The organism is Acuticoccus sediminis, assembly GCF_003258595.1.
In the GTDB taxonomy this organism is placed as follows: domain Bacteria; phylum Pseudomonadota; class Alphaproteobacteria; order Rhizobiales; family Amorphaceae; genus Acuticoccus; species Acuticoccus sediminis.
In genome coordinates, this window is record NZ_QHHQ01000003.1 from 480,722 (window position 1) to 503,333 (window position 22,612).

Genomic DNA, 22,612 nt, shown 5'->3' on the forward strand with positions numbered 1-22,612 from the left:
CTTTTTGGGGATGTGAGCCCAGCATGGTGATGCTGGCCGACTCATCGGTGGTGGAAGGTGGCGAATGCCCCGCCGGTGACGCCATTCGGGCCCGGGCGGGACCCCTTTCCGGCCGCCCGCTCCACCCGGACGGGACGCCGCCGGCCGGTGGGCCGTACCGGCAGGACGCCCCCGCCGGCACCGCCCGGGATCAGGTCTCGAAGTCGGCGGAGGTGGTGATCGCCGCGTAGCGCCTGAGGCCCGCGAGCGCGAACTCGTGCTCCTCGGTCGTCGCGCCGGCGCAGCAGTCCTCGAGGACCACGCAGGCATAGTCCCGGTCGTGCCCCTCGCGTACCGCCGCCGAGACGACGCCGTTGGTCGACACGCCCGTCAGGATCAGCCGCCCGATCCCCTGAGCCCGCAAAAGCGGCTCCAGCTTGGTGGCGTAGAAGGGACTGACACGGTGCTTGACGATGTCCGGGTCACCGTCCTTCGGGGCGAAGTCCTGGAAGACCTCCGTGCCCCAGGTGCCGAGCGTGAACACCTTGTTGTCGCGCGCCTTGGAGAATACCGGCGACTTCGGCGGGCACTCCGCGTAGCTCGGCGAGAAGCCGACGCGCACGTAGCCCACCATCATCCCCGCGGCCCTCGCCCGGTCGATCGCCCGCACGGTGTTGGCGTAGACGCCCCGCTCCCGGCACTGCACCACGTAGGTCGAGGCGCCCATCCCGTCCGGGTGGACGAGGTCGTTCATCATGTCCATGACGAGCAGGATCGCGTTCGTCGTCATCGAAGGCTCCAATGTTCGCGGAAAGTCGGCCGGCCCGCAGGCCGGAGTGCGCGCAGGGAGCCTTGCAGCGGGCCCGCCCCTAGGGGGCGTAGCTCGACTTGAACTCCTCCCAGCCCGCACGGATGTGCGTGCGAAGGGCCGCGATCATCGCGGCCTCGTCGCGCGAGATGATCGCGCTCAGCATCTCCCGGTGCTCGTCCGACGCGCGGTCGATCCGGTTCTCCACCTTGTTGATCAGGTCGAACGGGTAGCGCGCCCAGAGCGTGCGCACGAACCGCAGCGTCAGCGGCAGGTCCGCCGCCATGTAGATGAGCTCGTGGAAGCGGTAGTTGATGAGGCGCACCGCGTCCCGGTCGCCCCGTTCCGTCGCCGCCTCGATGTCCTTCTGCAGCGAGACCAGCTCGTCGATGTGGCTCTGCTCCAGCTTGCCGAGCGCCTTCAGCGCCAACTTGCACTCGAGCGTCACGCGCAGGTCGACGATCTCCTCGGTCGAGTTGATGTCGAACTCGGCCACCACCGCGCCCTTGTGCGAGGAGGCGTGGACGAAGCCCTCCGCGTCGAGCAGCTTGATCGCCTCGCGTACCGGCGTGATGCTGGTCCCCAGGGTCGCTGCGATCTCGGCCTGCTTCAGCTTCGAGCCGCGCGGCAGGCGACCGGAGATGATGCCTTCGCGCAGATAGTCCGCGACCCATTCCTCCTTCGTACGATGCATCGTGCGTTCGTTTCCCTCGTGACGAACGCTCCTCATAACCCGAACTCCGCTCCAAGGTGCAGTCCATCGTCATGCACGTCCCCCTCCGCCTTGCGTGACGGGGGCGAGGTCGACGCGCACGACCTTCCCCTGAAGGTCGGGCCGGGACGCCGGATAGCGGGTGACGACGAGGGGGTCGTGCGCCGGCACGACGTGGTCGTCGCTCGGCGCCAGCGCGCGGATCGTGTCGTGCGAGGCGATCATGTCGGTCGAGTTGAAGACGACCGAGAACGGCACCCCGCGTTCGTACTCCTCGTAGTAATGCAGTGCATCGGAGGCGAGGACGACTGTGCCGCGCGCGGTCCGGACGCAGACGATCTCCTGCCCCGCCGCATGTCCGCCCACCCAGTGGACGGTCACGCCGTCGGCGATGGTCCGCTCGCGGCCGTGGAGCGTGAGGCGCCCCGCATGGAGGAGCTGTACCAGGGCGACGATCTCGTCCACCTCGTAGGCGCGGCGGAACCAGCGCTTTTCCATGTACGGCCCGGTGATCGCGGCCATCTCCTCGGCCTGCATGTGGAAGTGCGCATTGGCAAACGCGGCGAGGTGGCCGAGGTGGTCGTAGTGGGCGTGGGTGAGCACGACCGTCTCCACCCGCTCCGGGTCGACGCCGAGCCCGCGCAGCGCCTCCACCGGATCGAGCAGCATCGTGTGGCCGTGATGGCGGGCCTTCTCGGGGTTCATGCCGGTGTCGACGACGATCGGCCCATCCGGCCCGATCAGGACCCAGCAGTAGAAGTCCATCGGCAGGATGTCGGTGGGACGGGCCTCCAGGATGAAGCTCTGCCCGCGCGTGCGCGTCTCGTTGACGGCGTAGCGGATGGCGTGGATCTCGTAGGTGGCGGGGGCGGTCATCGGTTCGGTATCCGTCATTCGGCGGCCGCGGCGCCGAGGTAGGCGTCGACGGCGTCCTGGCGCGCGGTCTCGTCCTTGAGGTCCTCGGCCCGCTTGTGGCCGATCAGGCGGCCGCCGCGCAGGAAGTGGATCTCGTCGGCGAGGCGCATGGTCATGCGAAGGTTCTGCTCGACGAGGAGGATCGCGAGCTCGCTCTCGCCGCGGATCGTGCCGAGGCGGTCGAACACGCGCCGGACGAGGAGCGGCGCGAGGCCCAGCGAGGGCTCGTCGAGGAGGAGGAGCCGGGGACCGGCCATCAGCCCGCGCCCGATCGCCAGCATCTGCTGCTCGCCGCCCGACAGGCGCCAGGCGCCGCCGTTCGCCTTGCCGGCGATCTCGGGGAAGAGCTCCAGCACCATCTCGAGCCGGGTGCGGCGCGTGGCGGCGGGGACGTTGTAGCCGCCGAGGACGAGGTTCTCGCGCACCGTGAGGTCGCCGACGATCTCGCGCCCCTCCGGCACGTAGACGATGCCTCTGGCGACCCGCTCGCGGGCCGGAAGTCCGTCGATCCGCTCGCCGTCGAAGGTGAGCGCACCGGTCCCGCGCACGAGGCCGGCGACGGCCTTCATGATCGAGGACTTGCCCGCTCCGTTGGCGCCCAGGAGCGCCACCACCGAGCCGGACGGTACCGCGAAGGACACCCCCTCCACCGCCTGCTGGTTGGCGCCGTAGAAGACCGAGAGGGAGGCGACGGAGAGAAGCTCAGTCATCGTCGGTCCCCAGGTAGATGCGCTGGACATCCGGATCCTGTCGGATGACATCCGGAGGACCGCACGCGACGAACTCGCCGAAGTTGAGGACGTAGATCCGGTCGCAGATGGACATGACGAGGTCCATGTCGTGCTCGACCACGACCATCACGAGGTTCGGCGCCGCAAGGCTCCTGAGGGCCCGCGTAAGGTCGCGCGTCTCGGCGTTGTTGAGCCCCGCGGCGGGCTCGTCGAGGAGGAGGACGGACGGCTTGCCGGCGATGGCACGGGCGATCTCGACCAGGCGCTGGGTGCCGGGCGGAACCTCCGTGGGATAGCGCTCGGCGACGCCGTCGAGGCCGAGCTCGGCGAGCGCTGCCATCGCCCTGAGGCGCATGTCGGCGCACTCCCGCCGACCGCGGGGCAGCGGCAGGAAGGCCGAGAGCCAGCCGGCGTGATAGTCGCGGGCGAGGCCCAGCATGACGTTCTCGACCACCGTGAGGTCGGGACAGAGGGCGACCGTCTGGAACGAGCGCACGACGCCCTTCTCAGCCCGCCGCGCGGGCGGCAGCCCGTCGAGCGGATCGCCGGCGTAGCGGATCGAGCCCTGTGTCGGCCGGTAGGCCCCGGTGAGACAGTTGAAGAGGCTCGTCTTGCCGGCGCCGTTGGGCCCGATCAGGCCGGTGATCTCACCGGGCCGGAACTCGACGTCGAGGCCCTTCAAGACCTTGATGCCGCCGAAGGAGAGCGACACGCCCTCCCCGACCAGCGCATGGTTCGTCGCGTCCATCAGACGCCTCCCGGACGGCGCCGCACCAGCGCGCCGAGGCGCGGCGCGAAGTGAGCGGCGAGAATGACGGCGAGCAGCGCCACCCCGTACATCACCGGGATCCACGCTCCGGACGCTGAGAGGAGCTGCGGCACGATGGTGAGGAAGGCGCCGCCGATGAGAGCGCGCGGCAGGGTGAGTCCGTAGACGCTCACCACCGAGCCGACGAGCAGGAAGATCGACGTCCACAAGGTGTAGCCGCTCGGCGAGACGGTGGAGCTGGCGAAGGCGAGGACGGATCCCGCGAGCGCCGCGATACCGCAGCTCACCCCCATGACGGCGATCCGGGCCCAGACGCGTCGCGTTCCGAAGGCGTCGGCCGCCGCGGGGTGCGTGCGGGCGAGCAGCATCGCCATCCCCTGCCGCGACCGGCGCAGCTGGGACAGCGCGTAGGCGACCGCCACCAGCGCCACCAGCGGCACGTAGTAGCGCTGCAGTCCCATGTCGGCGCCGGGGATCACCGGCTTGGCGACGTAGAGCCCCTGGTAGCCGCCGGTGAAGTCGGACGCGTTGTTGATCAGCTCCGGCAGCGCCAGCGCCAGCGCCATCGTCGAGACGGCGAGGTAGATGCCGGAGATGTTGCGCGAGGGAAAGGCGAAGGCGATCCCGAGGAGCACCCCGAGCGCGACGCCCACGGGCAGCGACAGGACGACCGAGACGCCGAGCCGCTGTTCGAGAATCGCGACCGAATAGGCGCCGACCGCGGCGAAGAAGCCGTGCCCGATCGAGACCTCGCCGCCGTAGCGCACCAGGACGCTGACCGAGAGCACCGCGATGGAATTCGCGAAGGTGACGCCGAGCGCGTAGGTCCACGAGCCCTTCAGTACGAACGGGACAGCCGCGAGCGCGAGGACGAGGACCACCGTCCCCGCCCGCATCGCGAGCGCACCCGCGGGCATCGGCAGCGGGCTCCCGGCGGAGGTGGGGGCGAGCGCGTCAGACACGGGACCCGCTCACGGTCGCGAGGATCCCGTTCGGGAAGACGTTCAGCGCCGCGAGGATGACGACGAGCAGGAAGGTGCTCGAGTATTCCGGCGAGACGTAGAAGGTGAAGAGGTTCATGAGGATCCCGATCATGATGCCGCCGATGAGGCTGCCGGGGAGACTCGCGAAGCCGCCCACCACGGCCGCCGCGAAGGCCTGCAGCATGAAGGCGGCGACGGTTGTGGCGCTGAGGAAGGTCGTCGGCACGATGAGAAGCGCGCCCACCACGCCGAGCCCTGCCGCGACGACCCACGCGAAGACGTGGACCCGGCGCAGGTTCAGCCCGCACACCTCCGCCGCGAACGGGTTGGAGGAGATCGCCCTGAAGGCGATGCCGAGCTTGGTGTGGTCGATCACGAAGAACAGCGTGCCGATGGTGACGACCGCGACCGACAGCACGGTAAGGTCGTAGCCGGTGATCCTGAGGCCGAGGAGCGAGGTGGAGAAGCGCGGGACCGGGAGGTCGAGGCTGACGATGTCCGCGCCGAAGACGAGCAGCGTGGCGCCCTGGATGATGAGGCCGACGCCGAGTGTCGCGATGGTGGCCGTGAGGTCGGATTCGGCGATCAGCGGCGAGATCAGCGCGTAGGTGAGGAAGGCGATCGCCACGACGCAGACGACCGCGAGCAGCACCGCCGTCCCCCACGAGAGCGACATCAGCGCCCCCGACGAGAAGCCGTAGACCAGGAAGGCGGCGAACCCGGCGACGTTGCCGTGCGAGAAGTTCACGACGCGCGAGCACTTGAAGATCATCACGAGCCCCAGAGCGCCGAGCGCGTAGAGGCATCCGGTGACGATCCCCGACCAGACCAGCGGGAAGAGGTCGTAGGCGAGGCTGTCGAGGAAGCCGCTCACTCCGCCGCCTCCGACGCGCCCGTCCCGGCGCCCTCCTCGTCCGCGAACGCGCCCTCCTCCACAAGGCGGATGACGCCCGGGAAGTAGCGGCCGGACAGATCGGTGCCGACCGCGCGCTCGTAGTACTTGCGGACGGTCTCGGCCGCGCGGATCGGCACACCCGTCTCGCGCGCCAGCTCGAAGACGTAGTCCATGTCCTTGAGGACGTACTCGGGCGGGAAGGACCTGTCCGGGAACTGGCGCGGCAACATCGCCTTGCGGCCGTGGTTGCGCAGCACGAAGCTGTCGCCGGAGCCCTTGGAGACGGCCTCGAGCATCGTCTCGCCGGAGACGCCCGCCCGCTCGGCGAGCACCATCATCTCGGCGAGCGTCACGACGTTCTCGAACACGAGCATGTTGTTGACGAGCTTCAGGACCTGGCCCGCGCCGACGTCGCCGCCATGAGTGATGTCCGTCGCCATGTAGGCGAGCAGCGGCTCGATGCGGGCGAAGACGTCCGGCGCCGCGCCCACCATGATGGAGAGCGCCCCTTTCTGTGCCGCCTCGCGGGTGCGGGCGACCGGCGCGTCGGCAAAGCCGATGGCCTTCTCGCCGAGCGCGGCACCCACCTTGCGGGCGACCGCAACGGGGGTGGTGGAGAGGTCGACCACCGTCGTGCCGGCGCGGGCGGCGCCCGCGACTGGGCCGAGCGCCACCGCCTCCACCTGCGGCCCGCCCGGCAGCGACATGAAGACGACGTCGGCCCGGGCGGCGAGGTCCTCGACGCTGCCGACCGGCTCGGCCTTGGTGTCCGATAGGGCGGCGACGGCCTCGGCGGAGAGGTCGAAGGCGAGGACATCGCCGGCATGCTTCGTCGCGACGTTGCGGCACATGGGGCCGCCCATGACGCCGAGGCCGATGAAACCGATGGTGGGGTTGGCGCTCATCGTGTCAGTCCATCAACATTCCGCCGTTCACATCGAGAACGGTGCCGGTGATCCAGTTGGATTGGGGCGAGCAGAGGAAGAGGATCGCCTGGGCGATGTCTTCCGGCTGGCCGTAGCGGCCGAGGGGGACGCTGCCGTTGGGTGACGGGGCGGCGCGCTGCGTCACCGTCTGCCACATCGGGGTCTCCACCGGGCCGGGCGCGACGATGCTGGCGTAGACGCCCCTGGCCGCGCCCGCCTTCGCCACCCACTTCATCAGCCCGTGGACGGCCGACTTCGCGGCGACGTAGGACGGGCCGGACGCGACGCCGCCGATCTTGGCCGCGATCGAGCCGAGGGCGACGATCTTGCCGTAGCCCTGCTCGCACATCACTGGAAACAGCGCGCGGACCGGGTGGACGACACCCATCAGGTTGACGTCGAGGATCGCCTTCCACTCCTCGTCCGTGCTCTCGGCGAGCGGACGGTGGCTGATCGTCCCGGCGCACAGGATGAGGACGTCGATCCTGCCGTGTTCCTCGGCGATCCCTTTGACCAACGCATCGGTCTCGGCGATCGAGGTCACGTCGTAGCGGCGGTAGTGGACGCCGCTGTGCCCGAAGTCGACGGCGTCGGTGATGTCGGTCCCGATCACCGTGGCGCCGGCTTCGGCGAGCGCGAGGCAGGTGGCCTTGCCGATCCCTCCGGCTGCGCCCGTGACGAGGGCGATCTGTCCATCGAGGCGCGGCGGCGCGCTCAGGGGGTGGAGCGTCATGGAGTTCTCCGGTTGAGGCGGCGTCCCGGGCGGGGGACGCCGCCGACGTGTCAGTTGGCTGGGAGTTCGAAGACGACGTCCGGGTAGGGCCGGAATTCCTTGACGAGGACGAACTTGCCGTCCTGCGCCTGGATGATGCCCTCCTGGCGCGTGCCCCGGTGGTCGCCCGGCTTGAACGTCACGCTCTGGGCCCCGCCCACGGTGGCGCCGTCGAGCGTCTCGAGCGCGGCGAGGAGATTCTCGCGGGTGAGCTCGTTGCCGCTGTCGAGAAGGGCCTTGAAGCCGGCCGCGAAGACCGCCGCGTTGCTCCAGCCGTTGAGGCCGAAGACGCCGACCGGGTCGTCCGGGTAGTATTCCTGGATCGCGTCGCGGTAGTCGGCGACGCCGGGCTCGTCGGCCGACACCGGAAGCAGCCAGGACGAGAAGTAGACGCCGTTGAGGAGGTCGCCCGCGAGCTTGAAGGTCGACGGGTCGGCCGCGAAGAACGGCGCGAACCACTTGACGTCGAGGCCCTGGAGATCGGCTGCCTTCAGCGCCGCGGCGAGGTTGGCGTTGGAGCCGAAGAGGATCACCGCCTCCGCGCCGGAGTTGGCGATGCGGCGGATGTGCGGGGAGAAGTTGGTCGTCTTGACGTCGAAGGAGACCGACTCGGCGGGCTCAAGCTTCAGCTCTTCCATGTAGCGGTCGAAGCCGCGCTTGGCGGAGCGGCCGAGCTCGTCGTTCTCCCACAGGAGGGCGACCTTGGAGAGGCCGAGGTCGTGGACCGCGTAGTCCACGTTGGAGGCCGCCGACCAGCCGTATTCGGGCAGCAGCGGAAAGATGTTCGGCTCGACGAAGAAGGCGCTGGCGCCGCCGATGGGGCTGACCATCGGCAGGCCCACTTCCTTCGCGTACGGGATCACGGCGACGTTGGTGGCGGTGCCGACGGCGGCGGACAGGGCGAAGATGCCGTCGTCGTCGACCATCTGGCGGGTGACGGCGACGCTGCGCGCCGGGTCGTAGCCGTCGTCGGCGGTGACGTATTTCACCGTCCAGCCGTCGATGCCGCCGGCTTCGTTCAGGTGCCGGTAGTAGGCGTCGGCGGCGTGGGTCAGGATGGCGTAGAACGGTACCGGGCCGGTGATCGGCGTGAAGGCGCCGATGGTGACCGTCTTGCTCGCCTCGTCGATGCCGGGGTCCTGTGCGGTGGCGATGGTGACGCCGGCGAGGAGCGCGGCGACGGTCGCGGCCGGCAAGGCCCACTGCTTGGCTGTACGAAGTCGCACCCCAAGTCCTCCCAATGTTTTGTTATCTGCCGGGAGGGTATGGGCAGGCGGTTTTCTCCGTCAAGAGAATAATGCATTATGCATTGAGTTAGCGACCGCCGGATTCAGCCGCAGCGCCCGGAAGAGCGCGAAAAACCGCCTGATCGGTCGGTAGTTCGGCCTACAATGCATTTCATGAGCGGCACATACGGCGGATATCTGCGGATATTCGCCAACATCACCTGCAATGAAGTGAAATGGCATTCGCCTGTTGAGCTTGAAAATGGATTGTGCATTTTATGAGGACGAACGCACATGCCATCATTGAAGGACTGACACATGGTGCCTGGGATCCTCGCCGGCCGCACCGTGCTCGAGCTCGGCAGTATGATTGCCGCCCCGTTCGCGGCCCATATCCTCAGCCAGCTCGGCGCGGAGGTGATCAAGATCGAGCCGCCGTCCGGTGACACCACGCGCAAGCTCGTCCGCGGCGGTCCCAGCGGCACCTACATCGCCTACAGCCGCGGCAAGAAGAGCATCTGCCTCGACCTGCGCTCGCCAGAGGGCCAGACGATCCTCGACACCCTCATCGCCGGTGCCGACATCGTCGTCCACAACCTCTCGCCCGGTGCCGCCCGCCGGCTCGGCATGACCTACGAGCGCTGCGCCGCCCAAACACCCGGCATCGTCTACTGCCACATCAAGGGCTACGGCCCGGGGCCGCTCGCCGAGGAGGTCGCCTCCAATCCCATCGCAGAGGCCGCGACCGGGGTCATGTACTCCAACCGGGTGGACGGTCGTCCGTCCCGCCTCGGCCCCTCCTACCACGACCAGTTCGCCGGCTCGTATGCGGTGATCGCCATCCTTGGCGCGCTCCTTGCGGGCGAGGACCAGCCCGAGCGCCGCAACCTTGAGCTCGGCCTCTACGAGACCGGGCTGCACGTCGCCGCCCGCGATCTCGTCGGGGTCCAGCTGAAGTCCCAGCTCCTCGGCCGGCCCGAGCAGGAGCCCTCCCCCGAGTTCTCCATTCCCGGCTACGGCGCCTACGAGACGGCGGACGGGCGCTGGATCTACCTCGTCATGCTGACGGACGAGCACTGGAACCGCTTCTGCCGCGCCGCCGGTCTCCCGTCGGACCCGGCGCTGGCGACGCTGCGCCAGCGCCGCCGCGAGCGCGACGCCGTTGAGGCGAGCGTGCGCGAGGCGGTCGGCGCCGTCACCTACGACGATCTCGCCGCCCGGCTGAGCGCGGCAGGCGTCGGCCACACCGAGGTCCTCTCCGCGGACCGCGTCCTCGACGCGCCCCAGGCGAAGGACCCGAAGAAGTACGCCGAGTTCGCCTTCGCCGGATACCACTTCGCCTCGCCCGATCTGCCGCTCCCGGCGTCCACGGGCGAGGCCGAGCCGCTCCTCCCGCCGCCGCTCCTGGGCGAGCACACCGAGGAGCTGCTGGCCCGGCGCGGCTACGGCGCGGCCGAGATCGCCGCCCTCGTCGCCTCCGGCGCCGCCCACGTGAGCGACCCGGCCGACGAACTCTGGGCTCGCCCCGCCAAGGCCGCGGAGTGAACCCCGCGACCGCCCACGACCGCCCGCGACCCAAACGGACGTATGAAATCAGCTTTCTAGGCGAAGAAATGATGCAGTCGCCCTAGCAGCCGCACCGCAAGAGGCTGCATCATCACCCCAAAACAAGAACACTGGGAGGACCACACCATGAAGACCCTCATCGCGACCGTCGCCGCGACGGCGATCGCCGCCGGCATCGGAACCGCAGGCGTCGCGCACGCCGACACCGATCTCCTGTTCGGCTCCACCTCCGCCTCGTCGAGCCACTACGGCTACATCGTCGCCGTCGGCCAGATCCTGAACGAGAAGGTCGACGGGGTCCGCGCCAACGTCGTCGAGACCGGCGCCGCGCTCGACAACATCCGCCGCATGGAACGCGGCCAGATGGACCTCGGCATCATCACCACCAACGTCGCCCAGCACGCCGTCGCGGGGACGGACGAGTTCGAGGGCCGGCCGCAGGACCTGCGCCTCCTATGGGTCTACACCGGCGCGCCGCAGAATGTCGTCGTGCGCAAGGATTCCGGCATCACCTCGCTGGAGGACCTCAAGGGCGCGCGTTTCAACCCGGGCATCCGCGGCTCGGCGACCGAATCGACCACCGAGGCGGTCTTCGACACGCTCGGCCTCACCGCTGACTACGTGCGCGGCTCGACCACGGACATGGCCGACGCCATCAAGGACAACCGAGTCGCCGGCTACGTGAAGTCCGGCAACGGCAACAAGATCGACGCGTCCACCATGGACATCGCCACCTTCACCGACATCGCCATCCTCGGCCTCGACGCGGCCCAGGCCGAAAAGCTGCGCGCCGAGATGCCGGACGTGTCGATCATCGACGTGCCCGCGGGCGCGGCGGACGGCGTACCGGCCTACACGACCTGGAGCTTCGGCGTCGGCGTCGGCACCACGGCGGGGATGTCGGACGAGGTCGCCTACCAGATCGTCAAGGCGGTGATGGAGAACAAGGACGCCCAGGCGAACGCCATGGCCTCCATCAAGGAGAGCGACCTCGCCGAGCTGACGATGCAATACGGCACGATCCCGCTCCACCCGGGCGCCGCGCGCTACTTCAAGGAGAAGGGCGTCGCCATCCCTGAAAAGCTCCTGCCGACCGAGTAGACCGATGACGCTCGAGCGCCTTCAAAGCGCCGTCGCCCTCGTCCTCGGCGGTTTCGTCTTCGCCACGGCGGCGTTCGGCTCCTACGAGGGCATGGTCCAGCGCGCCCTCTTCCTCGCCCTCGTGATCTCGCTCGGCGCCACGCTCTATCCGCTCTGGCGCGGGACGCGGTGGCGCCCGGCGGGGATCGCGATCGACCTCGCCCTCGTCGGCGTGACGCTGGCGGCGTGCGGCTACATCGTCTGGAACTACGAGGACATCATGGCCGCCCTCCCCTGGGCGACCACGGTGGACAAGGTCCTGACCCTCGGCCTCGTCGTCGCCATCCTGGAGTTCGGGCGGCGCACGGTCGGGGTCATCTTCCCGGCCATGGTCCTCGTCGGCCTCGCCTATGCGCTGTTCGGCCACCTCCTGCCGGGCGGGCTCAGCCATCGCGGGTTCGACACCGCGTTCGTGACGGAGACGCTCTTCCTCGGCGACCTCGGCGTCTGGGGGATGCTGACCGGCGTCGCGGCGACGGTGGTGGCGACGTTCGTGCTGTTCGGGGCCCTCCTCCTTCACAGCGGCGGCGGGCAGACCTTCATGGACCTCGCGATGCGCCTCGGCGGCCGGCAGGTCGGCGGGGCGGCGAAGATCGCCACCATCGCCAGCGGTCTCTTCGGCATGATCTCGGGCTCGGCCGTCGCCAACGTCGCGACGACGGGCAATTTCACCATCCCGATGATGATCCGCCTCGGCTATCCGCGCCCGTTCGCCGCGGCGGTCGAGGCGGTCGCCTCCACCGGCGGGCAGATCGCCCCGCCGATCATGGGCGCCGCCGCCTTCGTCATGGCCGAGATCCTGGGGGTCTCGTACGTCACGATCATCCTCGCCGCCGCGCTCCCGGCGCTCCTCTTCTACCTCTCGGTGTTCGTGACGGTGCACGTCGTCTCGCTGCGGCGGGGCCTCGCTCTCGTCCCGGCGGAGGAGCTTCCGCCCTGGGCCGACATCGTCGCGCCCCGCCGGGTGCTCCCCATCGTCGCCGCGCTGGGAGGACTGTGCGCGGGGATCCTGATGGGCCGCTCGATCACCACGGCGGCGTTCTACGGCATCGCCGGTCTGCTCGTCGCCTACGTCGCGACCCAGGCCGGGCGGCTGCCGCCGCGCGAACTCTTCGGTCGGATCGTCGCCGGGTTCGAGGACGCCGGAAAGGGCCTCGTCATCATCGGCGTCCTGCTCGCCGGCGCGCAGATCCTGGTCTCGATGATCAACCTCACCGGCATCGGCGTCACGCTGTCGTCGATGATCGTCTCGCTCGCGGGCGATTCGGCGGCGCTGGTCGCCGTCATCGTCGCGCTGGTGTGCCTGGTGATGGGGATGGGGCTGCCGACGACCGCGGCCTACGTCCTCGTCGCTGCGGTGCTGGCACCGGCGATGATCGGCGTCGGGATCGACCCGCTCGCGGCGCACCTCTTCGTCTTCTATTTCGCGACGATCTCGGTGATCACGCCGCCGGTGTGCGTCGCGGTGTTCGTCGGCGCGGGGATCGCCCGGACGAACTGGCTGCCCGCCGCGTTCGAGGCGGTACGGCTCGGCGCCGTGACCTACGTCGTCCCCTTCATGCTGCTCCTCTACCCCGGCATGACGATGCGCGGCGGACCGCTCGCCATCATGGAAGCGGCGGTCTCGGGCGTCGTCCTGGTGCTGGCCATTCCGGGGCTTCTGTCGGGCGCGCGGCTCACCGGGGCGAAGATCGCCGACGGCGGCGTCTTCCTGGTCGCGATCGCGCTTGCGATCTGGCCGCACGACGTGGCGCCGTTCGCGGCCCTGGCGCTCCTCGTCGGGGCGCGGGTCCTCGGCACCCGCCGGGGCGAGGTGCTGGCCTGATCGTCCGGCGGAGCCTCGCGGCTCCGCCGGACCGTTCCGTCACATGCGGATGTCGTGACGGGGGCTGTTCCAGTCCGACGCCGCGGCGACCGTGCGCTCCACGTCCTCCTCCAGCATCAGCCGCTCGGCGACCAGCACTTCGGCGGCCGCGCGGATCGCCGCGACGTAGCCGTCGGGCGAGCCGTAGCGGGAGAGGATCGACGGGCGCGGGTCGCGGGTCTGCGTCCGCACGTCCTCGTCCTCGGGGAACTGGAAGGTCGAGCCGGTGATCCCCAGCATCGCGCCGTAGCCCGCACCGCGGTGCCGCACGGACCAGCCGGTGTAGGTGGCGAGCGGGGCGACGACCATCGGCGCCCGGACGCCCGGCACCTCGTTCCCGTCCTCGTCGACCGACGGGATGCGGACCGGATAGGCCTCGCCCTCGATGATGACCGGCGGCTCGTTGGCGATGATGCCGCGGTCGATGTCCGGCCCGAAGTCGAGCCGCTCCAGCGTCGACGGCCCGCGCGGGGTCATCGCGCCGGGGATCGCCGGGAACGCCGCGCGCCACTCCTCGACATCGACGAGAGTTCCGGCGGCGCGGGTCGGGTAGCGGCTCGCCGGCGGCGGGGTCCCGTCCGACACCCACGCGTCGAGCGCCTCGAGGACGGCGCGGAAGAAGGCGGACGTCGCCACCACGTTGATGACCTCGACGGCGAGGCCCTTCGCCGGCGTCACCGCGGGCGCCGCGAAGTGCTGCGAGGAAGCCCACAGGTAGACGCGCACGTTCTCCGGCGGCGGCAGGTCGTTGCCCTGCGAATCCGTCACCACCAGCGAGGCGCGGCGGTGCCAGTACTCCGACGAGGTGTCGGTGTGCATCACCTTCGGGTCGGTGTCGGGCCGCTTGCAGATGCCGTCGCTGACGCCGGTGAAGTGGTCGGTGGAGACCGCGTAGTTGAACGGGAAGCGGTCGGCCGGGGTGAAGTGGTTCTCGTGCTCCTGGCCCGGAAGCAGGACGACGTTGGCGAAGCGGTGGTTCATCCACATCTTGCCCGCCCCGGCGACGTGCGGCATCACGCCGTCGAAGACGCGCGCGCCGCCCTTGTCGTTGAAGCCCAGGTGCAGGAAGTCGCGGATGCAGCGGCCCGTCTGCGAACGGCCCCAGGCATAGGCGGTACCGACCTTCACCGGGTTCGGGTTACCGGCGGCGTCCGCCTCGCCGCTCTTCAGGTAGCTGACGAAGTCGCGCACGGCGACATGGGCGAGGCCCAGCAGGCGCGGATCCTTCGCCTCGTAGACAAGCTCGTAGATCCACCCCGGCTCGAAGCCCTCCGGCAGGTAGATGTGGCTGTCGGACGGGATGACCGCGTTCTCCATCCCCTGGTTGTCGACGCCGCCGCCCCGGTCGAGCCGTGCGAAGAACCACCGGTCCGGGCCGATCTCCTGCCGCGCGCTCGCGGCGTACCGGCGGCGGGTCAGGCGCGCTTTGGAGGTGTCGAGCGAGGCGGCCGCGTTGGATCGGGTCGAGACCAGCGTCGACAGCGGGAACACCTTCGTGTCCGGAGCGACGGCGATGTACTCGGCCCGGGCGATGCCGGTGAGTGTCTTTCCACCGTCGGTCGCCACCGGCACGTCGAGCAGCATCCGCCCATCGCCCGGCAGCAGGTCGCCCTGCCAGCCGAGCCATGCGACCGTGTAGCCCCTGCGCATCAGGAAGCCGTTGCCGGCGTCCTTCAGCGTGTGCGGGTCGTTCGACGGCGGCGCGTCGTTGAAGAACTGCAGCGCGCGCTTGTTGCCGCGGTTGCCGTAGTCGAAGAACAGCTTGCCGCTGCCCTTTTCGGGATCGACCGGCCGCAGGATCGAGAAGTCGGCCCAGAAGGCGACGAGCCCGTCCGCGCCCGTCGGCGCGAAGGCGATGTCGGTGACGGCGGCCTGCTCTGGCGCCTTCGGATCGACACGGAAGTCGACCCGGCCGGTGATGCGCTCGTAGGCGCCGGCATCGGCGAAGGGCGTCCCGTCCGCGAACGGGACCTTATCGGTAATGGTGATCGTCAGCATGTCAGTCTGCGGCTTCGGCCGCTTTGGCGGGGGCATGGTCGGGGTTGTGGCAGCGGTAGGTGTGACCGGTGCCGGACCGCTCCGGGCTGATGCGGGTGCAAATGTCCGTCGCGTTGGCGCAGCGCGGGTGGAAGGCGCAGCCCGAGGGCGGGTTGACCGGGCTCGGGAACTCCGCCTCCAGCGCGAGGTCCGGCAGGCGTGAGCCGGGCCGCGGCGGCAGCACCGCCTTGAGGAGAACGCTGGTGTACGGGTGGTGCGCGCGGGCGAAGATGGCGTCCGCGGGGCCGCGCTCGACGATCTGGCCGAGGTACATCACCGCCACATCGTCGGCGAGGTGGTGCACCACCGCCAGATTGTGGCTGATGAGGATCATGGTGAGGTTCAGCTCCGCCTTCAGCCGGTGGAGAAGGTTGAGGATCTGACTTTGCACCGACACGTCGAGCGCGGAGGTCGGCTCGTCGCAGATGAGGATCTCCGGCTCGCCGATCAGCGCCCGCGCGATCGCGACGCGCTGGCGCTGCCCGCCCGAGAGCTGGCTCGGATAGGCGTCCACAAGGTGGCGCGGCAGGCCCACCTCCGCGGCGAGCTCGTCGACGCGGCGGCGGCGGGACGCACCATTGCCGATCCCCCTCACCTCCAGCGGCGCGGCGATGATCGACGACACGGTCTGGCGCGGGTTGAGCGAGGAATAGGGATCCTGGAACACCGGCTGGACGAGCTGTGCGCGCTCGAGGCGGCCGTACTCGTCGACGGACTTGCCGCCGACCAGAACCTCGCCCGACGTCGCCGGCTCGACGCCGAGCAGAACCTTGGCGAGAGTGGACTTGCCGCAGCCCGACTCGCCGACGAGGCCGAGCGTCGTCCCCTTGGCGACCGTGAGGTCGATGCCGCGCAGCGCCCGGAGCGTCTTCTTGCGGCTGAAGGGGCCGCCGACGGCGTAGTCGCGCGTCACGCCCTTCATTACGAGTGCGTCGGTCATGAGGCCTCCGTGGCGCGGACCCAGGCGGACGGGTCGCGGCCCGACCCGTCGAGGGGCAGGACGCAGCGCATCTGGCGCCCTTCGGCCTCGCGCATGGCGACCGGGCCGGTGGCGCAGGCGGCGTGGGCGTAGGGACAGCGGCCGTAGAAGCCGCACTGTGTGAGGTCGCCCACCTGCCGCGGCACGACGCCCGGGATGAAGCCGAGCGTCTCGCCCCGCCGGGTCTCCCCCGGCACCGGGATCGAGCGGATGAGACCTTCGGTGTAGGGGTGGAGCGGCTTGGCGAGAATGTCGTCGCAGACCCCCGTCTCCACGACTTCGCCGCCGTACATGACGACGATGCGGTCGGCCATGCCGGCCACCACGCCGAGGTCGTGGGTGATGAGGACGAGACCGATGCCGGTGTCGCGCTGGATGTCGCGCAGGAGACGCAGGATCTGCGCCTGAATGGTAACGTCGAGCGCGGTCGTCGGCTCGTCCGCGATGATGAGCTCCGGCTCGCACAGGAGCGCCATCGCGATCATCACGCGCTGCCTGAGCCCGCCGGAGAGCTGATGCGGGTACTGCGTCAGCCGGTCCTCGGGGGACGGGATGCCGACCTTGCGCAGCAGCTCCAGCGATCGTTCGCGCGCCTCCCCGTTCGACACCTTGCGGTGCGTCTGCAGGATCTCGCGCATCTGGTCGCCGATCCGGTAGCACGGGTCGAGCGCGGTCATCGGATCCTGGAAGATCATCGCGATCCGGTCGCCCCGGAGCGCGCGCCAGCGCCGGCGGGAGGCGGTCGTGAGATCCTCCCCGGCAAGCTCGATCCGTTCGGACGTCGGCCTGGCGCGGCGCGGCAGGAGGTTCATGATGGCGAGCGCGGTGAGGCTCTTGCCGCAGCCGGATTCGCCGACCACCGCGACGGTCTCGCCGCGGCCGACCGTGAGGTCCACCCGGCGCACCGGACGAAGGGTCGCGCCGGTCACCGGGATCTCGACCCGAAGGCCCTTCACGTCGAGGACCGGGGTGTCGGGAGCGATGCTCATGCCTTGCCCTCCGGCGTGGTGACGTCGCGGATGGCGTCACCCACGAGGTTGATGGCGAAGATCAGCAGCACCAGCGCGACGCCCGGCACGGCGATCATCCAGGGCCGGAAGAGGAGCTGGTTCTTCGCCTCCGCCACCATGAGGCCCCACGACACGCTCGGCGGCTGCACGCCGAGGCCGAGGAAGGAGAGCGCGGCCTCCAGCAGGATCGCGTGCGCCAGCTCGATCGAGGCGACCACGATGAGCGGTCCCGTGATGTTGGGCAGGATCTCCTTGACCAGGATGCGCCAGGTGGACGAGCCGATCGTCTGCGCGCTGGTGATGTACTCGCGCTGGGCGAGCTGCTGCGTCGCCGAGCGCACGACGATGGCGAACCGGTCCCACAGGAGGAGCCCGATCACCACGATGAGGAGCCACAGCGAGGAGCCGATCAGCGCCACGACGACGAGCGCGACGAGGACGACCGGCATGGTCAGGCGGATGGTGATGACGAAGTTGACGATGAGGTCGACGGTCCCGCCGAAGTAGCCGGCGGCGACGCCCATCACGGTGCCGATCGTGCCGGAGATGATCACCGTCAGGAAGCCGAGCATCAGCGAAATGCGCGCGCCGTAGAGGAGCCGGGCGAGCACGTCGCGGCCGAGGCCGTCGGTGCCGAGGAGGTGCTCGGTGGAGCCCTTCGCATCCCAGAACGGCGGCACGTAGCGCGCCGAGAGGTCCTGCGCGCCGGGATCGTAGGACGTCAGCAGCGGCGCGAAGATCGCCGCCAGCACGATCGCCAGGATGATGAGGCCGCCGACCCAGAACGAGCCGTGGCGCAGCGCGCGGTGAAGGGTGACGCGGCCCGGGGAACGGGCGACCTCGGTGGGGACGTTTTGCGAAACTGTACTCATGGCGCTCAGGAGATCCGGATGCGCGGGTCGAGCGCGGCGTTGAGGAGGTCGGCGAGGAGCGTCAGCAGCGCATACACGGTGGCGATGACGAGGAGGATCGCCTGGATCACCTCGATGTCGGCGCGCTGGATCGACTCCCATGCCAGGTAGCCGATCCCCTTCAGCGAGAAGATCGACTCGATGACGATGGAGCCGCCGAGCATGAAACCGAGCTGCACCGCCGCGAGCGACACCACCGGGATGATCGCATGGCGCAGCCCGTGGCGGACCACGACGCGCCAGGGCGACAGGCCGTACGCCCGCGCGGTGCGCACGTGGTCGGACTGCAGCACGTCCATCATGCCGGAGCGCGTCAGGCGCATGATCGCGGGCGTCGCGTAGTAGCCGAGGGCGACGGCGGGCATGATGTAGTGCGCCCAGGTCGACCCGCCGGAGATCGGCAGGATCCGGAAATAGACGCCGAAGAGGTAGATGAGCCCCAGCGCGAACAGGAAGGACGGCAGTGCCTGTCCAGCCACCGCGAGCCACAGGGCGAAGCGGTCGATCAGCGTGTTGGGCCGCAGGGCCGCCGCGACGCCGAGGGGGATCGACAGGAGGAGCGCGAAGGCGAGCGCCGCGACGCCGAGGCGCGCGGTCACCGGCATGTACTGGGCGAGGACGTCGGACACGTCCATTCGCAGGTAGTACGAGCGGCCGAAGTCGCCGGACATGATGCGTCCGATCCAGTCGAAATACTGCAGCGGCAGCGGTCGGTTGAAGCCGAACGTCTCGGCGACGGCGGCGACGTCTTCGGGGCTCGCCCCTTCGCCGGCCATGGCCGCGGCGGGATCGCCGGACAGGTGCACGAGCATGAACGCGACGATGGATGTCACCACGATCACGAGCGCCGTCACGGCGAGACGCTTCAGGATGTAGAGGGCCATCGGATCTCCGGTTGGGGCCTCAAGCAGTGATGCCGCGTCCCGTCAGGGCGCGGCACCGATGACGCCCGACCGCGAGGGTCGGGCGCGGCGATGATCGTGGTCGAGCTTACTTCCACTTGCCGAGATAGAAGTGCGCCATCTCGTCGTCCGTGATCGGGTACTCGAACTCGGAGTTGAAGGCGTACGTGCGGCCGTAGACGAAGAGCGGGATGTAGTAGGCCTCGTCCGCGATCTTCTTCAGCGCCTTGGAGTAGAGCTCGTTGCGCTTGGCGGTGTCGGTCTCGGTCTCGGCGGCCTTCAGCCACTCCATCACCTCGGCGTCGCGCGCGTAGTCGTCGGACGAGCCCTGGAAGTAGTAGCCGGTGGAGGCAGAGGCATCGAGCATGCCGTTCGAGCCGAAGGTGAGGTGCGCGATCGGCGTCTTGTCGTCGACGATCAGCGGGCGGAGCGCACGCCACTGCAGGAAGTTGAGGTCGCCCTTGATGCCGACGTCACGCAGGTAGTTGAGGACGGCCTCGGAGTACGGGCGGTCGCGGTAGGCGAAGAACGGGGTCTCGAAGCCGTCCGGGTAGCCCGCCTCGGCGAGGAGTTCGCGCGCCTTGTCCGGGTCGAAGTCGTACTGCGTCACGTCGGTGGTGCAGCCGGCCTGGACCGGAACGCACATCGACTCCTGCACCGCGGCGCCCGGGCCGACGAGGCTCTCGGCGATCGCCTGCCGGTCGATGGCGTGGGCGACGGCCTGACGCACGCGCTTGTCGGTGAAGGGGTTGCCCTCGCCGGTGCGGCCGGCCGCGTCGAGCGACAGGAACGACATGCGCATCGTCGCCGCGCTCTCCACCGTGATGTTGTCCATCGTGGACAGCATGTCGGCATTCTCGGGCGGCACGCCCCAGATCCAGTCGACGCCGCCGGTGACAAGTTCGGCCATCTGCGTCTCGGGGTCCTTGATCGTGCGGTACACGAGCTTGCCGACGCTCGGCTTACCCTTCGGGCTGCCCTCGAAGTAGTCGTCGTTCTTCTCGAGCGTCAGCGACTGGCCGGGCTGGTAGTCGGTGAGCTTGTAGGGGCCGGTGCAGACCGGCAGGACCGCGCCCCAGTCGCGCCGCGTGGTGCCGTCCGCGCCCGGCACTTCCGGCGCGTCGTCGTAGTGGCCCGAGGGGAAGATCGGCGACGTGCCGGTGAGGTACTCGAAGGCGGCCGGCGTCGGCGCCTTGGCGTGGATCCTGACCGTGTGGGGGTCGACCACCTCGACGTTGTCGATCCAGTCGACGATGACGCGGATCTTCATGTCCGAGTCGGGCGCGGCGACGTGGTTCAGCGTGTAGGCCACGTCCTCGGCGTCGAAGTCGGTGCCGTCGTGGAACTTCACGCCCTCACGCAGCTTCATCTCCAGCGTGGTCGGGTCCGTCCACTCCCACGAGGTGGCCAGCAGCGGCTGGTACTCGTTGGTTTCCGGGTTGCGGTAGATGAGGCTGTCGCACTGCGCGTAGGTGTTGATCAGGGCTTCGCGCTGGTTGCCGTAGTAGATGTCCGGCGTGTCCATCTCGCTGGAGGTGGTCCAGGTGAAGGTGTCGTCCGCCTTGCCGGCGAGCGCCGGCGTTGCGGCGAGCACGGCGAGGCTCGCGGCCGATAGGAGGGTCTTGAGGGTCATCGTGCTTCCTTTTCGTGGGCAGCGTCGGGCGAGGTGGTGGCGCTGACGGGCAGTTCGAGCCGAGAACCGGCCTCGGTGCCATAGTGGACGGTGATTTTCGGCGGACGTCCATGCGGCAGCTGGACGTAGTGGTCCATATCCGCGCCTGCGAACGACAGGCGGATGCGGCTGCCGGCCGAGAAGACCCAGGACGTCGGAAGAAGCGCGAAGCGCAGCGTGGCGGGCTCGCCTGGCCTCAGCGGCTCGGCGTTGGCGGCGGAGTAGTCGCGGAACGGCCACGACCAGACCTGACGCGGGTCGGGATCGGCCATCTTGCGGTGAAGCGCACGCAGGTGCCCCTCGGTGACGTAGCGCACCGACCCGTCCGCCTCGATCTCCGAGAGGTAGGCGAAGAGCACCGCATCGCCCTGGTCGGCGGTGAGCTGCACCTCGACGACCGGATGGCCGCTCACCTCGAGCGGCGCGTCGAGCGGCGCGGTCGTGTACGACGCGAGCCCGTCGATCCGGTCCTGCCAGTCGGCGTAGTAGGTGGTGGTGTTGATCGCCGCGAGGCGCTCGTGGCGCGTGTTGAGGCCGGTGCCGCGATTGAAGTCGGCCTTCCAGGTATCGCTGCCGCTGCCGTTCGGCGCGCCGAGGGCGCCGTCCGCCGCGAGATGCAGCGTCTGCGCGCCCGTGACCGGCGGCCATGCCCCGGCCGCACGCCACTCTTCCCCGTGCAGCGAGAAATAGTGCACCGGCGCCTCGTCCTCGAGGCCGGTGTCGAGGCCCATCAGGTAGGTGTCGAAGAAGCGCAGGATCTCGGCGTAGAGCGGGAAGTCAGACAGCTGGCCCTTGCGCCACGGCGAGACGTTGGTGCGCGCGCCGTGGTCCCACGGGCCGAGCAGCAGGTGCTGCGGGTTGGGCAGCGACAGGTGCCGCGCGATGGCGCCGTTGGCGAACCCCGCCCCGTCCATCCAGCCGGAGATGTTGTAGATCGCGCAGTCCGGCCTGAACCCTTCCGCGTAGTGGTACGGGCTGAAGGAGAAGGCACCGAACGTCTCGTCGTACGGAAGGCGCGAGTCGGCGAACGGAAATTCGCCGATGAAGTCCGGCATGTGGAAGTTGTTGCGGTGCTCGGCGACCGCCTCGGCGACCAGCGTGCCGTCGTCCCCGTCGACCGGAGCCGGGCCGCGGTAGTCCGGATGGCCGAAGTAGGCCGTCTCGGCGAGGATGTCCCGGCGGTCGTGGTCGAGGCCGATCATCAGCCGGTCGTAGCTCGCCGGCAGCGTGTTCATGCGAACGCCGCCCGGGTACTGGTGATCGACCCAGGTGTTCCACACCGCGAACAGCGGCGCGATCGCCTTCACCGCCGGATGCCCGGTCGAGGCGAGGAAGCAGGACGCGGCGCCGAGATAGGAGATGCCGGTCGAGCCGAGGACGCCGTTGCACCACGGCTCGTTGGCGACGAACTCGGCGATCTCGAAGAAGTCGTCGCGCTCGGTGGGCGAGCGGAAGCTGTCGCGGGTGCCGAAGCTCGCGCCGCTGCCGCGCACGTCGACCACGACGAGCGCGTAGCCGTACGGCACGAACTCGTCGCGGTAGCGCGCCGCGTTGGGCGTCGGCTCGGCGCTCGACCCCTCCGCCGTGGCGAAGCGGCGGTAGTACGGGGTGAGGATCAGGATCGCGGGGACACCGTCGGCGGGGCGCTCGCCCTCCGGCAGGTAGACGTCGAGCGCGATGCGGCAGCCGTCCCGCATCGTGATGTAGCGCGAGGTCGGCGGCGCGATGGTGTAGGTGGCGGTGCGGTTGGCAAGGTAGCGTCTCGGAGAGACGGACCAAGCGGTCGCGGCGGCGTCGCTGTCAGACATCGTGCCC

Annotated in this window: 20 protein-coding genes; 3 read left to right on the forward strand and 17 right to left on the reverse strand. The window is 69.6% G+C overall.

The window, feature by feature from the left end; genetic code table 11:
* Nucleotides 1–190: 190 nt before the first annotated feature.
* The 10 genes from DLJ53_RS16560 to DLJ53_RS16605 all read right to left on the reverse strand — a co-directional run bounded on the left by DLJ53_RS16560 (nt 191) and on the right by DLJ53_RS16605 (nt 8,716).
* Nucleotides 191–769, reverse strand: a complete 579-nt coding sequence (locus tag DLJ53_RS16560; RefSeq protein WP_111347275.1) for a cysteine hydrolase family protein — start codon at nt 767–769, stop codon at nt 191–193.
* Between the two features lie 79 nt (nt 770–848).
* Complete coding sequence (locus tag DLJ53_RS16565; RefSeq protein WP_202913195.1) at nt 849–1,481, reverse strand: GntR family transcriptional regulator; 633 nt, start codon at nt 1,479–1,481, stop codon at nt 849–851.
* A gap of 69 nt (nt 1,482–1,550) precedes the next feature.
* Complete coding sequence (locus DLJ53_RS16570; protein ID WP_111347844.1) at nt 1,551–2,375, reverse strand: N-acyl homoserine lactonase family protein; 825 nt, start codon at nt 2,373–2,375, stop codon at nt 1,551–1,553.
* 14 nt (nt 2,376–2,389) lie between these two features.
* Entirely contained in the window at nt 2,390–3,124 is a 735-nt protein-coding gene (locus DLJ53_RS16575; protein ID WP_111347279.1) for an ABC transporter ATP-binding protein, read from the reverse strand.
* Nucleotides 3,117–3,893 carry an ABC transporter ATP-binding protein gene (locus DLJ53_RS16580; protein ID WP_111347281.1) on the reverse strand — a complete coding sequence of 259 codons (777 nt, stop codon included), beginning with the start codon at nt 3,891–3,893 and terminating at the stop codon, nt 3,117–3,119. The genes DLJ53_RS16575 and DLJ53_RS16580 overlap by 8 nt, the downstream gene beginning before the upstream one ends.
* The gene (locus DLJ53_RS16585; RefSeq protein WP_202913196.1) at nt 3,893–4,876 is read right to left on the reverse strand and encodes a branched-chain amino acid ABC transporter permease; all 984 of its coding nucleotides are present in this window, start codon (nt 4,874–4,876) and stop codon (nt 3,893–3,895) included. Before DLJ53_RS16585 ends, DLJ53_RS16580 begins: the two co-directional genes overlap by 1 nt.
* Nucleotides 4,869–5,771 carry a branched-chain amino acid ABC transporter permease gene (locus DLJ53_RS16590; protein ID WP_111347284.1) on the reverse strand — a complete coding sequence of 301 codons (903 nt, stop codon included), beginning with the start codon at nt 5,769–5,771 and terminating at the stop codon, nt 4,869–4,871. Before DLJ53_RS16590 ends, DLJ53_RS16585 begins: the two co-directional genes overlap by 8 nt.
* A complete protein-coding gene (locus tag DLJ53_RS16595) occupies nt 5,768–6,697 on the reverse strand; it encodes an NAD(P)-dependent oxidoreductase (protein WP_111347285.1) in 930 nt (309 codons plus the stop codon). The genes DLJ53_RS16590 and DLJ53_RS16595 overlap by 4 nt, the downstream gene beginning before the upstream one ends.
* A gap of 4 nt (nt 6,698–6,701) precedes the next feature.
* Nucleotides 6,702–7,451, reverse strand: a complete 750-nt coding sequence (locus DLJ53_RS16600) for an SDR family NAD(P)-dependent oxidoreductase (RefSeq protein WP_111347287.1) — start codon at nt 7,449–7,451, stop codon at nt 6,702–6,704.
* Nucleotides 7,452–7,501: 50 nt separating this feature from the next.
* Nucleotides 7,502–8,716, reverse strand: coding sequence for an ABC transporter substrate-binding protein (locus tag DLJ53_RS16605; RefSeq protein ID WP_111347289.1), 1,215 nt, complete (start codon nt 8,714–8,716; stop codon nt 7,502–7,504).
* Nucleotides 8,717–9,034: 318 nt separating this feature from the next.
* Here DLJ53_RS16605 and DLJ53_RS16610 point away from each other — a divergent pair, with 318 nt between their 5' ends.
* The 3 genes from DLJ53_RS16610 (at nt 9,035) to DLJ53_RS16620 (ending at nt 13,247) form a co-directional block, all read left to right on the forward strand.
* Nucleotides 9,035–10,261 carry a CaiB/BaiF CoA transferase family protein gene (locus DLJ53_RS16610; protein WP_111347290.1) on the forward strand — a complete coding sequence of 409 codons (1,227 nt, stop codon included), beginning with the start codon at nt 9,035–9,037 and terminating at the stop codon, nt 10,259–10,261.
* A gap of 147 nt (nt 10,262–10,408) precedes the next feature.
* Nucleotides 10,409–11,383: a TAXI family TRAP transporter solute-binding subunit gene (locus DLJ53_RS16615; RefSeq protein WP_111347292.1), complete on the forward strand. Its 975-nt coding sequence runs from the start codon at nt 10,409–10,411 to the stop codon at nt 11,381–11,383.
* Nucleotides 11,384–11,387: 4 nt separating this feature from the next.
* Nucleotides 11,388–13,247 carry a TRAP transporter permease gene (locus tag DLJ53_RS16620; protein WP_111347294.1) on the forward strand — a complete coding sequence of 620 codons (1,860 nt, stop codon included), beginning with the start codon at nt 11,388–11,390 and terminating at the stop codon, nt 13,245–13,247.
* 39 nt (nt 13,248–13,286) lie between these two features.
* Here DLJ53_RS16620 and DLJ53_RS16625 read toward each other — a convergent pair whose 3' ends face one another.
* The 7 genes from DLJ53_RS16625 to DLJ53_RS16655 all read right to left on the reverse strand — a co-directional run bounded on the left by DLJ53_RS16625 (nt 13,287) and on the right by DLJ53_RS16655 (nt 22,605).
* Nucleotides 13,287–15,284: an alpha/beta hydrolase domain-containing protein gene (locus DLJ53_RS16625; protein ID WP_111347295.1), complete on the reverse strand. Its 1,998-nt coding sequence runs from the start codon at nt 15,282–15,284 to the stop codon at nt 13,287–13,289.
* A gap of 1 nt (nt 15,285) precedes the next feature.
* The gene (locus tag DLJ53_RS16630) at nt 15,286–16,263 is read right to left on the reverse strand and encodes an oligopeptide/dipeptide ABC transporter ATP-binding protein (protein WP_111347297.1); all 978 of its coding nucleotides are present in this window, start codon (nt 16,261–16,263) and stop codon (nt 15,286–15,288) included.
* Nucleotides 16,260–17,291, reverse strand: coding sequence for an ABC transporter ATP-binding protein (locus tag DLJ53_RS16635; RefSeq protein WP_202913197.1), 1,032 nt, complete (start codon nt 17,289–17,291; stop codon nt 16,260–16,262). The genes DLJ53_RS16630 and DLJ53_RS16635 overlap by 4 nt, the downstream gene beginning before the upstream one ends.
* The gene (locus DLJ53_RS16640; RefSeq protein WP_111347298.1) at nt 17,288–18,184 is read right to left on the reverse strand and encodes an ABC transporter permease; all 897 of its coding nucleotides are present in this window, start codon (nt 18,182–18,184) and stop codon (nt 17,288–17,290) included. Before DLJ53_RS16640 ends, DLJ53_RS16635 begins: the two co-directional genes overlap by 4 nt.
* A 5-nt stretch (nt 18,185–18,189) precedes the next feature.
* A complete protein-coding gene (locus tag DLJ53_RS16645) occupies nt 18,190–19,107 on the reverse strand; it encodes an ABC transporter permease (protein ID WP_111347300.1) in 918 nt (305 codons plus the stop codon).
* Between the two features lie 106 nt (nt 19,108–19,213).
* On the reverse strand, nt 19,214–20,758 hold the full coding sequence (locus tag DLJ53_RS16650; RefSeq protein WP_111347302.1) for an ABC transporter substrate-binding protein: 1,545 nt from the start codon (nt 20,756–20,758) through the stop codon (nt 19,214–19,216).
* A complete protein-coding gene (locus tag DLJ53_RS16655) occupies nt 20,755–22,605 on the reverse strand; it encodes a CocE/NonD family hydrolase (RefSeq protein ID WP_111347848.1) in 1,851 nt (616 codons plus the stop codon). Before DLJ53_RS16655 ends, DLJ53_RS16650 begins: the two co-directional genes overlap by 4 nt.
* Nucleotides 22,606–22,612 lie beyond the last annotated feature (7 nt).

Excerpts from the sequence above, each read along its gene's own strand:
- DLJ53_RS16580 (WP_111347281.1), bottom strand. The coding sequence starts at position 3,893 with ATGGACGCGACGAACCATGCGCTGGTCGGGGAGGGCGTGTCGCTCTCC.
- DLJ53_RS16600 (WP_111347287.1), bottom strand. The coding sequence starts at position 7,451 with ATGACGCTCCACCCCCTGAGCGCGCCGCCGCGCCTCGATGGACAGATC.
- DLJ53_RS16560 (WP_111347275.1), bottom strand. The coding sequence starts at position 769 with ATGACGACGAACGCGATCCTGCTCGTCATGGACATGATGAACGACCTC.
- DLJ53_RS16645 (WP_111347300.1), bottom strand. The coding sequence starts at position 19,107 with ATGGCCCTCTACATCCTGAAGCGTCTCGCCGTGACGGCGCTCGTGATC.
- DLJ53_RS16650 (WP_111347302.1), bottom strand. The coding sequence starts at position 20,758 with ATGACCCTCAAGACCCTCCTATCGGCCGCGAGCCTCGCCGTGCTCGCC.
- DLJ53_RS16625 (WP_111347295.1), bottom strand. The coding sequence starts at position 15,284 with ATGCTGACGATCACCATTACCGATAAGGTCCCGTTCGCGGACGGGACG.
- DLJ53_RS16635 (WP_202913197.1), bottom strand. The coding sequence starts at position 17,291 with ATGAGCATCGCTCCCGACACCCCGGTCCTCGACGTGAAGGGCCTTCGG.
- DLJ53_RS16595 (WP_111347285.1), bottom strand. The coding sequence starts at position 6,697 with ATGAGCGCCAACCCCACCATCGGTTTCATCGGCCTCGGCGTCATGGGC.
- DLJ53_RS16615 (WP_111347292.1), top strand. The coding sequence starts at position 10,409 with ATGAAGACCCTCATCGCGACCGTCGCCGCGACGGCGATCGCCGCCGGC.
- DLJ53_RS16630 (WP_111347297.1), bottom strand. The coding sequence starts at position 16,263 with ATGACCGACGCACTCGTAATGAAGGGCGTGACGCGCGACTACGCCGTC.
- DLJ53_RS16570 (WP_111347844.1), bottom strand. The coding sequence starts at position 2,375 with ATGACCGCCCCCGCCACCTACGAGATCCACGCCATCCGCTACGCCGTC.
- DLJ53_RS16610 (WP_111347290.1), top strand. The coding sequence starts at position 9,035 with ATGGTGCCTGGGATCCTCGCCGGCCGCACCGTGCTCGAGCTCGGCAGT.
- DLJ53_RS16655 (WP_111347848.1), bottom strand. The coding sequence starts at position 22,605 with ATGTCTGACAGCGACGCCGCCGCGACCGCTTGGTCCGTCTCTCCGAGA.
- DLJ53_RS16620 (WP_111347294.1), top strand. The coding sequence starts at position 11,388 with ATGACGCTCGAGCGCCTTCAAAGCGCCGTCGCCCTCGTCCTCGGCGGT.
- DLJ53_RS16565 (WP_202913195.1), bottom strand. The coding sequence starts at position 1,481 with ATGCATCGTACGAAGGAGGAATGGGTCGCGGACTATCTGCGCGAAGGC.
- DLJ53_RS16640 (WP_111347298.1), bottom strand. The coding sequence starts at position 18,184 with ATGAGTACAGTTTCGCAAAACGTCCCCACCGAGGTCGCCCGTTCCCCG.
- DLJ53_RS16575 (WP_111347279.1), bottom strand. The coding sequence starts at position 3,124 with ATGACTGAGCTTCTCTCCGTCGCCTCCCTCTCGGTCTTCTACGGCGCC.